Origin of the sequence: Paraburkholderia sp. HP33-1 (assembly GCF_021390595.1) — a bacterium.
In the GTDB taxonomy this organism is placed as follows: Bacteria; Pseudomonadota; Gammaproteobacteria; order Burkholderiales; family Burkholderiaceae; genus Paraburkholderia.
Map to the genome: position 1 here is coordinate 1,970,052 of NZ_JAJEJR010000002.1, position 13,192 is coordinate 1,983,243.

The following is a 13,192-nucleotide window of genomic DNA, read 5'->3' on the forward strand; positions in this document are numbered from 1 at the left end:
TCGATATCTACAGGACCTTGCTCCTGTCGAGGGTGCTGCCGGTCGCCGCGTTGTAGCGGTCGACGTAATCGCTGAGCAAAGCGCGGATCGCCTGGCCGATCTTGCGGTAATCGGCCTCGTTCAGATTCGCAAGCGACACGCGGCCGGACGGGTGCTGCGTGCCGAAGCCGCGTCCCGGCAGCAAGACCACGCGCGCTTCCCGCGCGAGTCTGAACAGCAACTCGGACGGCTCGGTATTTTTCAGCAGCCATTCGACGAACTCGCGTCCGTAAGCGCGCTCGCCGAGATACTCCATGTCGAGAATCGTGTAGTAGTCGACCTGGTTGATGTCGACGTCGTCGAAGGTAACGCCAATCCCGTCGTACAGCGCGCGCTTACGGCTGCGAATCAGACGCTTCAGCGCATTCTTGTACGCGTCGGGCGTGTCCATCAGCGAGAACAGCGAGAACAGCACCATCTGCACCTGCTGCGGCGTCGAGAGTCCTGCCGTGTGATTCAGCGCGACCGTGCGGCTATCGGCCACGAGCCGGTCGATGAACTTCAGCTTGTCGGGCTCGGTCGTGATCGACTCGTAGCGGTGGTGCAGTTCTGTCTTCACGTCCTTCGGCAACTCGCCGATCAGCCGATCGAAGATATTGTCGCGGTGCGTGGCGATCGCGCCGAGACGCCAGCCGGTCGCGCCGAAGTACTTCGAATACGAATACACGAGGATGGTGTTCTTCGGCGCGAGCGCGAACAGCGACACGAACCCGTCGGCAAACGTGCCATACACGTCGTCGGTCAGCAGGATCAAATCGGGCCGTTCCTTCACGATCTCGGCGACATACTGCAGGCTCTCGTCACTGATCCGCACCGAGGGCGGATTGCTCGGATTCACGAGGAAGAACGCCTTCACTTTCGGATCGCGCAGCTTGTCGAGTTCCTTCTTCGAGTACTGCCAGTCATCTTCGACATGGGCGTTCACCGCGACGACTTTGAGCTGGTAGTCGTTCAGCGCCGGGATCTCGATGTAGGGCGTAAAGATCGGCATGCCGAGCGCAATCGTGTCGCCTGCCTTGATCAGATGATTCTGCCGCATCGTATTGAAGATGTAGGTCATCGCGGCAGTGCCGCCTTCGACCGCGAAGATGTCGAACTCGCCGAGGAACGGATGCTTGCCGATCATCTCGCGTCGCAGATACTGGCCGACGATGATCTCGGAGAGCTTCAGCATCCGGTCGGGCACCGGATAGTTCGACGCGAGAATGCCCTCGCACATTTCGTACAGGAAGTCGTTCGCGGACAGTCCGAGCTGATCGCGTACGTACGAGACTGCGCTCGCGAGAAAGTCGATGCCCGGCACGCCCTTGTTCTCACGCACGAACAGGTCGAAGCGCTCGACGAGCCCGTCGCGCCTCGGGAAACCGCCGACGCCTTCGGGCATATAGGCAAACGACCGCTCGGACTCGCGCATCGCAAAGAGGCCGAGTTGCCAGAACCCGTGGCGCGGGATCGTCGCGACGAAGTTGGGATTGCCGCGCCCGGCGTTGAGCATCGCGAGGTTCGCGGGCCGCTCGACCGCACCGCCTCCCGCCGCCTTGATCAACTCGTCTTTCAGTTCGAACGGACTGAGTGCCGCCAGCTTCGCTTTGTCGGCGTCCTGCTTGTCCCGCTTGCTCATGTTTCCTCCTGAACCATGTCGTGCGCACGGTGTTCCACGCGCAGTGCTCCGATACGGCATCGCCGGCAGCGACGCCCCGGGTCAAGCCAGAATCATCACGACGACCATGCCCCAGATCGTCAGCAGCGTATTGCCCACCGCATAGGTCACCGTATAGCCGAGCCCTGGGATCTGGCTTTGCGCGGCATCGCAGACCATGCCGAGCGCCGCGGTCGTCGTTCTCGAACCGGCGCATACGCCGAGCAGGATGGCCGGATGAAAGTGGAAGATGAAGCGTGCGATGAACATGCCGAGGATCAGCGGCACCGTGGTGGCGAAGATGCCCCACAGAAACAGGCCGACGCCAAGGTGCTGCAAGCCTGAGACGAAGCCGGGCCCCGCCGTCAGCCCGATCACGGCAATGAACACATTGAGGCCCACTGAATTCATGAACCACACGGTCGGCTCGGGAATCCGGCCGAAGGTCGGATGAATGGCGCGCAGCCAGCCGAACACGAGACCGGCGATCAACGCGCCGCCGGCCGTCGACAGCGTGATCGGAACGCCCGCGGCCTTGATCACGATCGCGCCCACCAGCGCGCCGACCGTGATCGCGAGCGACATGAACGCGACGTCGGTCACATTGGTCGCGCGGTCGATCACGCCGAGCACTTTGGCGGCGGCACTCGTGTCCTGTGTGCGCCCGACGATCGTGATGGTGTCGCCGCGATGCAGCTTCGTGTTCGGCAGAATCGGGATCTGCGTTTCGGTGGGCCCGCGCTTGATCCTGCGCAGAAACACGCCGCGTGCGAGCGGCATGCCCGCAAGCTCCGTCAATGTCTTGCCATCCACCACCTTGCTCGTCACGTAGACGTCCACGCCCTCGGCGGGTACGGCGAGCAGTTCGGGGTCGTCTACTTCGAGCGCGCGTGCGCGGCGCACCGCGACCGAGTGATCGCCGCCGTCATCGCCTGTCCCGGTGCCGGCCCCGAGCACCGAGACCAACTGGTCACGCGGGCCCGCTATCGCAACGACATCGTCGGCTTGCAGCACCATGTCGAGCTTCGCCTCTTCGACCTTGCCGCCGCGTCTGATCCGTTCGACAAAGAGGCGCGTGTTCTGCGGCTGCAATGCTTCGACCTGGCTCACCATCTGGCCGCAAGCCGGGCTATCCGCGAGAACGCGGTAGGCGCGCAGCTCGTAGCGGTGCCACGCCTGGCCCTCGCCGCCCATTTCCTTCGTGCCGCCCATCGTCGCCTCGTATTCCTTGCAGGCCGCCACGAGGTCGATGCGCAGCAGCCTCGGTCCGAGCGTCGCAAGAATCACCGCGGAGCCGACTGTGCCGAATATGTAGGTGACCGCGTACGCGGTCGGCATCGCATTGAGCAGCGCTTTAGTCTCGTCTGCTGGTAGCGACAGCCGGTTGATCGCGTCCGTCGCGAGCCCCATCGAAGCCGAGATCGTCTGCGATCCGGCAAAGAGCCCAGCCGCGGAACCCAGGTCGTAGCCCGCTATCTTCGCCGCGACAATCGTCGCGCCCAGAGACAGCACGGCCTGCACGGCGGCGAACAGCGCCTGCGGCAAGCCGTCTTTCGCGAGGCCGCGCACGAACTGTGGTCCGACGCCATAGCCCACCGCGAACAGGAAGATCAGAAAGAACACCGATTTGACGTTCGGCGACACGGTGATGTGCAGCTGTCCGATTGCAATGGCGACTAGCAGCGTCGAGGTGACAGCACCGAGACTAAAACCCTTGTAGCTTTTGCCGCCGATCCAATAGCCGATGCCGAGCGACAGGAATATCGCGATCTCGGGATATTGTCGTAAGGTAGTAACGAGCCATTCCATGGTCGTCCTCGTCTGCGGTTCGCCCGTCGGCACCGATGTGAGAGCGGGCCTGTTGTAAATGGGTAGCGGCTGCCGGGTTGTTTCCAGAGGTCAGCCGACCTTCAGAATCGCTCCATTCCGGTGCATACAATGGTTCTTCCGGGGCGGCATAACAATACGACCTTGGTCTCACGAAACGGCGTCTGATCAGCGCGCTGATTGATGCGTGCCTCCCTATTTCTTGAGAACCTTCCACAGCCCATTACCCGTTTTGCAGGCGACCGGCATCCAGCTTTGGGTCTGTCCTTTCGCGACCGCGACGAGCGTCACGGTCCGGCAGGTTCGATCGCCGTCCTTCGTCGTACTCTGCGGCGTCACCGTGCCCGTGATCGAAACAGGGTTGCCGGTGCCCGCATTGCTCCAGTCGAGCGATTCGCCATCCTGTTTGGTATCGAGTGCCTTTTGCGCCGCATTGTTGAGCGCTTTACGGTCAGCGTCACGCATGTACGTGATGGGCGTGTCTTTCAGGAAGTTCAGGTTCGTGGCATGACACAGAACGGGACCTGTGAGCAGCGCCGCCGCGAGCCACCGCGTGAATGCGCACGCGCCGGGATGAAATTGACGTGACATGGGTATCTCCTCGATATCAACTGCGGTCCGCGCCGTCCGCGAGATCGCTGTTTTGCTGGAACGCGTCGACGAGGTCCGCGACCGAACTGCGCCGGCCGATGTGGCCGACACGAATTTCGAGTCCCTCGGCGCGCAGCATGTCGCGCACCTCCGCGTGGGCGCCGACGACCTTCATCGCGGCGCCCGCTGCCTGAAGCGCCCCCTGCAGCGCCCTGAGCATGCGCGCGCCCGCCAGATCGACGACCGGTGACGCGGACAGATCGCAGATCACGAGCCGGACCGGCTCGGGCGCGGCGTCGATCATTCGCCAGATCGTCTCGCGCACATGCTCAACGTTGAAGTACAGCAGCGACGCTTCGACACGCACCGCCAGAACCTGCGCAATCGTCTCGTTTTCGCCATGACGTTCGAGATCCGAGAAATACTGTGTGCCGGGAATACGCCCCAGCATCGCGACATGCGGATGCGCGGCGCGACGAATGATCAGCAGCATCGACACGAGCACCGCGACGATGACGCCGTTCAGGATGCCCAACAACAGCACCGCCGCGAACGCCACCATCGAAATCGCGAATTCGAAGCGGCTCACGCGCCACACATGACGCAATTCGCCGACATCGACGAGGCCCTTCACGGCCACGAGCACGATCGCTGCCAGCACGACGTTCGGCAGATTTGCGAGCAGCCCGGTGAGGAACATCAGACAGAAGCCGATCGCGACCGATGCGAATACCAGCGCAAGCGCGCTTTTCGCGCCGGCCTTGTCGTTCACAGTCGATTGCGAAAGCCCGCCCGCGACCGGGAAGGCCTGGAACAATCCCGCGGCCAGATTGGCCGCTCCGAGACCCAGCAATTCCTGGCGAGCGTCGATCTCGTAGCCGTGCACCTGCGCGAGTGCGCGCGCGGCCGAAACGCTTTCGACATAGGCCAGCAACAGGCACGCGAACGCGAGCGGGACGATGCCGTCGACATCGCGCAGCCGCAGCCCCGGTAGACGGAATTCAGGCAAGCCCTGAGGCAGCGCGCCCACGAGCGTGAATCCGCGACTCGCCAGCGGCGTGACCGACAACACGACGATCGAAGCGGCAACGACGACGAGCGCCACCGGACGCCCCGGCAGAAACTTTTCGCCGAGCAGCAGCAATGCGATGCAAACGAGGCCGAACCCGAGCACGCTGACGTTGGTGAGCGGAATCTGCCCCCACAGCACGGCAATCCGTTCGAAGAAAAACTCGCCGCCGCCTTTCACGCCGAACAGCTTCGGCAACTGGGTCATCGCGATCGTCAGTGCGGCGCCCGCCTTGAAGCCGAGCAGGATCGTCTCGCTGATGAAGCTGACGAGCGAACTCAACCGCAGCAGCCAGCCGATCACACACATGCAGGCGATCAACACGGCCGTGAGCGCCGCGATCGAAGCCCAGCGCGCCGGGTCGCCGCCGGCCATCGGCGCGACCGTCACGCCGATGAGCATCGAGATCGCCGAGGTCGGGCCGATCGCGAGCTGGCGTGACGAGCCGAACAGCGCGTAACAGAGACCGCCGACCAGATAGCCGTAGATGCCGTATTGCGGTGGCAGACCGGCGAGCGACGCATACGCGAGCGATACCGGAATGCCGTAAGCCGCGAGCGTCACTCCGGCGACCGCGTCCTTCACGAGCCATCGCGGTTGATAGCTGCGCAGCCACTGCGCGGGAGGAAACGCGGCACGCCAGCCGCGTACGGGCGGCGCGGACGACGCGAGGCCGGTAACGCGGGATGGGTTGTTCAACGTAGTGCCTCACGCACGCAAGCAGACTGGACGGAAGCACGGGCGCGCTGTGCGGCAAGCGCTTGTGCGCAACCCGGAGCGGCTCAGAGCGGATCCTTGACGCGCTGCCACGTGTGATCCGGATTGAACTCGGTCACGGGCGGCGCATGCTCGCCACGGTCCTTCTGGTAGATCACGCCGTTGTTGTTGACGACGAAGGTCATCACGCCGCTCGTGCCGTACTGCGCCGGATAAGCGACCATCGCGAAGCCCGCGATCATGTGGCCGTTGATCACATAGCTGAACGCCCCGCCCGGCGCGCTCTTGCCTTGCCGCGTCAGAATGCGGAACTGGTAGCCCCGGTAAGGATCACCCGCCGCGTGGCCTTTCAGATATTCGGAACTGGCGGCGACGAGCGGACCGAACGGACTCTCCTCCTCGTCGCTGTTTTCGTCGGTGTGCCAGTAGAGGCCGTCCTGCTTGCCCGGCGTGCTGGCCAGTTTTTGCGCGTATTCGAGCAGCCCGTTGTGGTTGCGGTCGCGCGACGCGTATTGACGCTGCGCGTCGATGTAAGCGTGCAGCACCTTGATCGCTTCGCGCTCGTTGGAGCCGATCCGTCGATTGATCATCTCTTCTTCGCCCTGCTCCGTGGCGAAGCGCCAGCTGCCACCCTCTTTCACGATCGGTATCGGCATCGGCCACGCCTCGTCGCCGACCAGCAGAATCCGCTTGTCCGGCCCCCTCTCGTCGAGCACGCGATAGGCTTCGAGCTCCTTGCTCGCCGTGGCCCAGTTCGCCTCGTTTTCCGCCTGATCCGGCGATACCACCAGGCTCTTGTGCTTTTCGCCGAAGATCGCGACGAGTGACGCTTCGTCGTCGGTTTTCAGCGCGCTGGACAGCGCAGCGACCGCGTCTTCCGGGGTGGCGAACGTTCGCTGCCCTTCGGCGAACGCGGCCAACGGAACCGACAGCGCGAGCACCATCGCGCACAGTCGGCACGATGACGCGACACGTCGCCGCGAATCGTCGCGTGCGCGCTTTCCGGTGATGCTCTGCCCACTCATGGCTGCTCCTTATCGCCGTCCGCCGCCGCGCCCGCCGCCGCCGGCCCGTGGCGTGAAACCACCGCCACCGCCACCGCCGCGTCCGCCGCCGCCGGAAAATCCGCCGCCACCTGAGTAGCCGCCGCCGCGCGTCGAGGCCGATTGACGGCTTGCCGCGCCGCGCGCGCTGTTGGCCTGCGTGTCGCGCGCCGACCCGTAGCCGCTGAACGCATCGCCGCCGCGCGATTGCGCCGCGCTCGGACCCGCTTGCCGTGTGTTCGGTGAAGCCGCCGGACGCTGGCTCGCCTGCGGCCGCCCTTGCCCGCCCGCGCCTCCTGCGCCACCTGCGCCGCCCGCGAAGTTTGCGCCTGCGCCGCCCGCGCCGCCTGCGCCGCCGGTACCTCTACCTCCGAAGTTGCCGCCGCCAGCACCGCCGCCCCCGCCCCCTCCGCGAGAGGGTGGATCGCCGACCCGTTCCGCGCGCGCGGAGCGGTCCGCGACGCCGCTGACCTGGCCCGGCTTCTTGTCGGGGGTCCACGCGGAGGTGCCCCCGCCCTGCCCGCGACCGCCGCCACGATTGATGTCGCCCGTGTTGATGTTGCCGCGCTCCACGTTTCTGTCACCGCGCTCGACGTTTCTGTCGCCACGCTCGACGTTTCTTTCGCGGTTGATATTGATGTTGTTGTTGCCGCCGCCTCCGTAATGCGCTTCATAGTGTCCGCCGTTCCAGGCGGCGCCAAGTGCCGCGCCCCAGATCAGCCCTGTCGCGAGCGCGGCGCCGGGCGCGTACGGATAGTAATAGGCCGGATACGGCGTGGGCGCGTACGCGTAGGTCACGGGCGCACTGGCCACGACGATGGTCTGCGGGTTGTACTGCGGGACGTAGATGACCTGCGGATCGGCCGGCTGGATCTTGATCACTTCTTTCTCGACGACCACGACCTGCTTGTCGTCGGATTTCAGATGCCCCGCCGACTGCGTTTGCCGCCGGAAGCGCTGAATCGCTTCGAGCACCGAGCCCTGATCGGTCACGACGGCTTCGCCGAGAGCGATGGTCCAGTCGAGTTCGGTGCTCATCTTCTTGACGACGTCGGGGTAATTCAGCAGCGCCTTCACCGGGTCGTGCCACGCGTCGTTGAGCTTCAGCGACTTGTCGTTCTTGTACTGATCGAGAAAGCGGTCGGCCTGCACGATTTCCACGGGATAGGTGGAGGCAGGGAGGATGATTGCGACCAGATCGTCCGGATACAGCGCGATCGGCCCGACGAGCTTGTCGAGCGTCGCCGCGGGAATGGGGGCGTTCGGGGCGGCGTTCGCCGGGGCGTTCGCGGCCGGCGCCTGTGCCAGCGACAACGAAATGGAGAACGCGCCGCAGCACGCCAGAAGCGCGGCGCTCAGCACACGGCTGACACGTCGCGCGCGCCTCGGCTCGTCGCAAAGCGTGAGCATGTGCCGCCGCCTGTCGACCGCCGTTGCAAACGGAATGATGCGTGCATGAGCACGCGATTCGCGGTCCATCGATGCTTCCCCTCGCGCTTCGTCAACGCCTCCCGGATTGCCATGCCGCGCGGCAATTCCGGATCGCCATGTTTGACAGACAGTTGTCCGAAGCAATGGAAACCACATGCACCAATTGCATGACTACAGTTTGGAAACCACGGGCGGTGTTGCAAATACGACCTTGGTCCGATTGCGCGTGACAGGCCCGCAACGCCAAGATGAAAGCGAACCTGCCATTGCTGCGCAACCACCGCGCGGCAACCGGTCCCACCAGAACTTCCATTCACGGGTGCCGGTTGTGCCCTCATGCCTGAGCGAACAGGCAGCCGGTGACTCGCACCCGCGCGTGCTCACGCAAGGAGCTGTCGTGAATAGTTCGACGAAATACTTCATTGTCGCCGCGTTGACCGCGTCCCTGTCGCTGCAGGGCATGGCGCAATCGAGGCCGATCGCCTATCCGGCCAAAGGGCAAAGCCCGCAGCAACAGCAGCAGGACGAAGGCGCCTGCTATTCGTGGGCAAAGAGCAATACCGGCATCGATCCGACTGCGGTCGCCAACGCGCCACCCCCGCCATCCGGCCCCGCGGTGGGGGGCGGCGAGCGCGTGCAAGGCGCCGCGCGCGGCGCGGCCGGCGGCGCGGTCATCGGCGCAATCGCGGGCGATGCCGGCAAGGGCGCGGCGATCGGCGCGGCGACCGGCACGATGGTCGGCGGATCGCGCGCGCGACAGAACCGGCGCGCGGCCGCGGCACAGTCGCAGGCGCAAACGCAGGGCTCGATGGACACGTTCAATCGCGCATTCGCCGCGTGTATGTCAGGCCGGGGTTACACGGTCAATTGAGCGCGCAAGCGGGTATCTATTCGAACCCTTCAAGGAGAACAGCATGACAGTCGGCAAACTCATCATCGCAGCGGCGCTCGTGTGTCTCGCGAATACGGGGTTCGCTCAGACGGACGCGCCGGTCGTGGTCAAGCGCGAGCCCGGCAAGGTCACCATGTCGGAAACGGTCAAAACGACGTCGACGGTCGTCGGCATCGAGCCGGAAACGCGCACCGTCTGGCTCAAGGATCCGAAGGGTAAGGTCGTGCAGGTCGTGGTCGGCGAGGAAGCACGCAACTTCGATCAGATCAGGGTCGGCGACACGGTCAAAGCCGAGTATTCGCAGGCTCTGACCATCACGCTGAAGAAAGGTAGCGCGCCGCTGACCGCCAACGAAACGGCAACGCTCGATCGCTCGCCGGCGGGCGCGAAGCCCGGCGGCGCGGCCGCACGTCAGGTCACGATCATGGCGAACGTCACCGCCGTCAATCACCAGAGCAGCGTGATCACGCTGAAAGGCCCGCAAGGCAATTCGGTGGACGTAGTCGTGCAGGACCCCGAACAGCTCAAGCTGATCAAGAAGGGCGACCAGATGGAAGTGGTCTATACCGAGGCAGTGGCCATCTCCGTGGAGCCGGTCGCCGGCAAATAGCGGGCGGGCTCGCCGTCAAATCAGGCGGTGCGCTTGCGCCAGATTGCTCTCCGGGGGCGCAAAGTCGGCGCGCCGGAAACGCACCGTCGAGAAGACCCGTATCGCATCAGGACTCGCCGGCAGACGCGCAAGGCGAAACTCTACTTCGTGCGCGCGCCGCGAATCCCCCTCTTCCACGACCACGTTCATCCAGTCGAGCCTGAACGTGCTCTTCAACACGTAGACATGCGCATCCGGCGCTGCCAGTACGCCGCAAATCACATCGAGATGCCGCTCCAGCGCTTCGGTTTTCAGGCCCAACTGCGCCATCGCCTGATCGTTCTCCTCGATCAGCGCCTGCAGCTTGGCCACTTCCGAGTAGTTCGACGACGCGTCGCTGCCGAGCAACGAGCGCACGCCCGCCCCCTGCCGTTCGAGAATCATCAGACGCGTGTTCAGGATCGCCCGTTCGCGTTGCAGTGCATCCTGCCGCGAGGTGTCGGCCTCGATTTTCCCAATGCCTTCGAGCACCAGTTGATCGACGATCCGCAACACGATTTGCTGCCGCAAGGCGGCTTCGGATTCGCCGCACACGCGCACCTGGTGATCGCTGAAGTTGATGGTCGTCTGCGCAATGTCGGTATGCGTCTCCTCGCCGTATTGCCCGACACCTAGAATATGCCGCTCGTCGATCGCCATGCCGAGCACGGCAAAGGCTTCATCAGCGGCGGGATGATCGCTGAAAAATTCGTTCAGAGCCTGCGAGCGGCTAAAGGGCCGGCACACGTCGTCGGCCGTGGCGAAAAAGGCGTGGATATACGGGTCCGTCGCCCAGGCCGCCGCGCTCGCTTCGCGCGCGGGCGGCACTTCATCGACGAGCCGGCCCAGATAGGCGGTTGTGTGTTGCACGGCCGGCAGCAGGCGCGACGCGTAATTGCGCGCGAGCCGCAACGACGGACAGAGCCCGACGATCCGCTCGACGATCGCCTTCGCCTGCGGATCGTCGCTCTCTTCCGGCGCGGCGCGCTTGGTCAGCCACCGCGACAGCAGTCCCATGCCCGGCTCCCGTTGTCCGTCACGATTCGTCGTGCTCCGGCAGCAGTTGCGCCACGATCGTGTGGTTCTTCCAGAACAGATTATGGACGCGCGTTTGCAGAACGCGCAGTGCGTCCGTGGGCACATCGTCGAAGACGACCACCGCGCCGGGACGCGAACCCGTGCCGGGCACCCGCTGGATCGAGCTGAAACGCGGGAAGCCATACCGTATCAGGAACTCGCCGATTTCTTCGTCGGAGACGCTTTCCTCGACATTTCCAAGAAAGAGCTCAGCCATGATGCTTACTCCTCTAAGCGACGATGTTCAATCCGCCGTCGACATACAACGTCGAACCGGAAAGCCGCCGCGCGTATGACGTGGCCAGAAACGCGCAGGTATAGCCGACGTCCATGATGTCGACCAGTTCGCCGAGCGGTGCACGCTGCACCGCTTCGTTGAGCAGCAGCTCGAAATCCTTCAGGCCCGAAGCGGCGCGGGTCTTCAGCGGCCCCGGCGAAATCGCGTGCACGCGGATGTCCTTCGGCCCCAGCTCGAACGCCAGATAGCGCGCGCAGGCTTCGAGCGCCGCCTTGACGGGGCCCATCACGTTGTAGTTCGGTACGACCTTGTCCGCGCCGTAGTAGCTCATCGTCAGCATAGTGCCGCCGTCTTTCATCAGCGGCGCGGCAAGACGCGCCATCCGCACGAACGAATGGCAGGAGATGTCCATGGCGGTCAGGAAGCCTTCGCGCGACGATTGCAACAAGCCGCCGTGCAGATCCGCTTTCGGCGCCCAGGCAATGGCATGAACGAGAATGTCCAGCCGTCCCCACGTTTTCTCGATCTGCTCGAAAACGGCTTCCATTTCGTCCTCGCCTGTTACGTCGAGCGGCATGAATATCTCGGCATCGAGTGCTTTGGCGATCGGCTCCACATAGGGTTTCGCCTTGTCGTTAGCATAGGTGAGCGCCACGCTCGCGCCAACTTCGTGAAACGCTTTCGCGCAACCGTAGGCAATCGAATGCTCGTTGGCGATGCCGGTCACGAGGGCCTTCGCTCCTTTCAGAATCAAACGCGGTTGCTCGATCGGCATGGTGAAACTCCTCCAGGATTCGCACGTGCGTTCCGTTTGTAAACAGACCCTAGGCAATCGCGCGCGCATGGCGGGCGATCATCAGTTCCTCATTGGTGGGTACGACCCAGACCGGCACCTTGCTCGAAGCGCGGCTGATCAGCGGGCCGCCCGCCCGATTGGCGGCCTCGTCGAGTTCGGCCCCGAGCCACGCCGCTTCGCGCACGATCCGCTCGCGGATCGCGACGGCGTGCTCGCCAATGCCGGCCGTCAGCACCAGCGCGTCGAGACCCTGCATCGCCGCGGCGAGACTGCCTAGTTCGCGTCCGATACGGTAGGTGTAGACGTCGATGGCAAAGCGGGCGCGCGCGGCGTCGCTGTCGAGCAGCACGCGCATGTCGCCCGAGATGCCCGACATACCGAGCAGACCCGAGCCTTTGTAGATCAGGTCCGCGATCGCCTGCGAATCCATCTTCAGCTCGTCGAGCAGATAAAGCATCACACCGGGATCGAGGCTGCCGCAACGCGTGCCCATCGGCAGGCCGTCCACCGCCGTAAAGCCCATCGTGCTCGCCACGCTCCTGCCCGCGACCATCGCGCACATGCTCGCGCCGTTGCCCAGATGCGCGACGACGGTACGCCCCGCCGCCGCGGCCGGCGCGATGTCCGGCAGCACGCTCGCGATGTATTCGTACGAGAGCCCGTGAAAACCGTAACGCCGCACGCCGCGCGCGGTAATCGACGCAGGCAGCGCATAGGCCTGCGCGATCTCGGTCTGGGTGCGATGAAACGTGGTGTCGAAGCACGCGACCTGGGTCAGGTCGGGACGCAGTTGCGCGAGAATGCGGATCGGCTTCAGGTTATGCGGCTGATGCAGTGGCGCGAGCGGGCTCAGGCTGTCCAGCTCGTCAAGCACGGCGGAGGTCACGATAACGGGGCCGGTAAAGCGCTGCCCGCCGTGCACGACGCGATGCCCGACCGCCATCAACTGATGGCCGCCGCCGTGCTCGCGCAGAAAGCCGCCCAGATATTCGATCGCGCCCTCATGACCGAGGCGATAGTCATCGCCCCACTCGAACGAACTGGCAGTGCCGTCGCGATCTGTCGCGCGAAAGCGCGGGCTCGTGTAGAGGGCTTCGATCTGGCCGCGCAGAATGAGTTCGAGCTGCGCGTTTTGCGCGTCGAAGGCGCTGAACTTGAGGCTTGACGAACCGGCGTTCAGAACGAGGATCACATCCGCCATGGCG

General features: G+C 64.5%; 12 protein-coding genes. 2 read left to right on the top strand and 10 right to left on the bottom strand.

The window, feature by feature from the left end; all coding sequences use genetic code 11:
- Positions 1-7: 7 nt before the first annotated feature.
- From L0U81_RS25005 to L0U81_RS25030, 6 genes are all read right to left on the bottom strand, one after another.
- Positions 8-1,660, bottom strand: a complete 1,653-nt coding sequence (locus tag L0U81_RS25005) for a bifunctional aspartate transaminase/aspartate 4-decarboxylase (protein WP_233806819.1) — start codon at positions 1,658-1,660, stop codon at positions 8-10.
- A gap of 81 nt (positions 1,661-1,741) precedes the next feature.
- Positions 1,742-3,487, bottom strand: coding sequence for an aspartate-alanine antiporter (aspT, locus tag L0U81_RS25010; protein WP_233806821.1), 1,746 nt, complete (start codon positions 3,485-3,487; stop codon positions 1,742-1,744).
- 213 nt (positions 3,488-3,700) lie between these two features.
- Positions 3,701-4,096, bottom strand: a complete 396-nt coding sequence (locus L0U81_RS25015) for an RT0821/Lpp0805 family surface protein (protein ID WP_233806823.1) — start codon at positions 4,094-4,096, stop codon at positions 3,701-3,703.
- Positions 4,097-4,112: 16 nt separating this feature from the next.
- On the bottom strand, positions 4,113-5,864 hold the full coding sequence (locus L0U81_RS25020) for a SulP family inorganic anion transporter (RefSeq protein ID WP_233806825.1): 1,752 nt from the start codon (positions 5,862-5,864) through the stop codon (positions 4,113-4,115).
- Positions 5,865-5,947: 83 nt separating this feature from the next.
- On the bottom strand, positions 5,948-6,907 hold the full coding sequence (locus tag L0U81_RS25025) for a DUF2950 domain-containing protein (protein ID WP_233806827.1): 960 nt from the start codon (positions 6,905-6,907) through the stop codon (positions 5,948-5,950).
- Between the two features lie 9 nt (positions 6,908-6,916).
- Positions 6,917-8,404 (bottom strand): DUF3300 domain-containing protein, encoded by a 1,488-nt coding sequence (locus L0U81_RS25030; protein ID WP_233806829.1) that lies wholly within the window; start codon positions 8,402-8,404, stop codon positions 6,917-6,919.
- Positions 8,405-8,753: 349 nt separating this feature from the next.
- Between L0U81_RS25030 and L0U81_RS25035 the strand changes: the two genes are divergently transcribed.
- Positions 8,754-9,227 carry a glycine zipper family protein gene (locus L0U81_RS25035; RefSeq protein WP_233806832.1) on the top strand — a complete coding sequence of 158 codons (474 nt, stop codon included), beginning with the start codon at positions 8,754-8,756 and terminating at the stop codon, positions 9,225-9,227.
- A 43-nt stretch (positions 9,228-9,270) separates the two neighbouring features.
- Entirely contained in the window at positions 9,271-9,858 is a 588-nt protein-coding gene (locus L0U81_RS25040; protein ID WP_233806834.1) for a hypothetical protein, read from the top strand.
- A gap of 15 nt (positions 9,859-9,873) precedes the next feature.
- Here L0U81_RS25040 and L0U81_RS25045 read toward each other — a convergent pair whose 3' ends face one another.
- From L0U81_RS25045 to L0U81_RS25060, 4 genes are read right to left on the bottom strand one after another with little or no spacing between them, the layout of a single operon-like run.
- Entirely contained in the window at positions 9,874-10,893 is a 1,020-nt protein-coding gene (locus L0U81_RS25045) for a hypothetical protein (protein WP_233806842.1), read from the bottom strand.
- 19 nt (positions 10,894-10,912) lie between these two features.
- Positions 10,913-11,170 (bottom strand): RNA recognition motif domain-containing protein, encoded by a 258-nt coding sequence (locus L0U81_RS25050; protein WP_233806845.1) that lies wholly within the window; start codon positions 11,168-11,170, stop codon positions 10,913-10,915.
- Positions 11,171-11,183: 13 nt separating this feature from the next.
- Positions 11,184-11,966, bottom strand: a complete 783-nt coding sequence (gene fabI, locus L0U81_RS25055; RefSeq protein ID WP_233806847.1) for an enoyl-ACP reductase FabI — start codon at positions 11,964-11,966, stop codon at positions 11,184-11,186.
- 49 nt (positions 11,967-12,015) lie between these two features.
- Positions 12,016-13,188: an acetate/propionate family kinase gene (locus tag L0U81_RS25060; RefSeq protein WP_233806849.1), complete on the bottom strand. Its 1,173-nt coding sequence runs from the start codon at positions 13,186-13,188 to the stop codon at positions 12,016-12,018.
- Between the last annotated feature and the right edge of the window lie 4 nt (positions 13,189-13,192).

Bases quoted from the DNA above. Each gene is read 5' to 3' on its own strand.
- fabI (WP_233806847.1), bottom strand. From the start codon at position 11,966: ATGCCGATCGAGCAACCGCGTTTGATTCTGAAAGGAGCGAAGGCCCTC.
- L0U81_RS25060 (WP_233806849.1), bottom strand. From the start codon at position 13,188: ATGGCGGATGTGATCCTCGTTCTGAACGCCGGTTCGTCAAGCCTCAAG.
- L0U81_RS25045 (WP_233806842.1), bottom strand. From the start codon at position 10,893: ATGGGACTGCTGTCGCGGTGGCTGACCAAGCGCGCCGCGCCGGAAGAG.
- aspT (WP_233806821.1), bottom strand. From the start codon at position 3,487: ATGGAATGGCTCGTTACTACCTTACGACAATATCCCGAGATCGCGATA.
- L0U81_RS25050 (WP_233806845.1), bottom strand. From the start codon at position 11,170: ATGGCTGAGCTCTTTCTTGGAAATGTCGAGGAAAGCGTCTCCGACGAA.
- L0U81_RS25030 (WP_233806829.1), bottom strand. From the start codon at position 8,404: ATGGACCGCGAATCGCGTGCTCATGCACGCATCATTCCGTTTGCAACG.
- L0U81_RS25015 (WP_233806823.1), bottom strand. From the start codon at position 4,096: ATGTCACGTCAATTTCATCCCGGCGCGTGCGCATTCACGCGGTGGCTC.
- L0U81_RS25040 (WP_233806834.1), top strand. From the start codon at position 9,271: ATGACAGTCGGCAAACTCATCATCGCAGCGGCGCTCGTGTGTCTCGCG.
- L0U81_RS25005 (WP_233806819.1), bottom strand. From the start codon at position 1,660: ATGAGCAAGCGGGACAAGCAGGACGCCGACAAAGCGAAGCTGGCGGCA.
- L0U81_RS25025 (WP_233806827.1), bottom strand. From the start codon at position 6,907: ATGAGTGGGCAGAGCATCACCGGAAAGCGCGCACGCGACGATTCGCGG.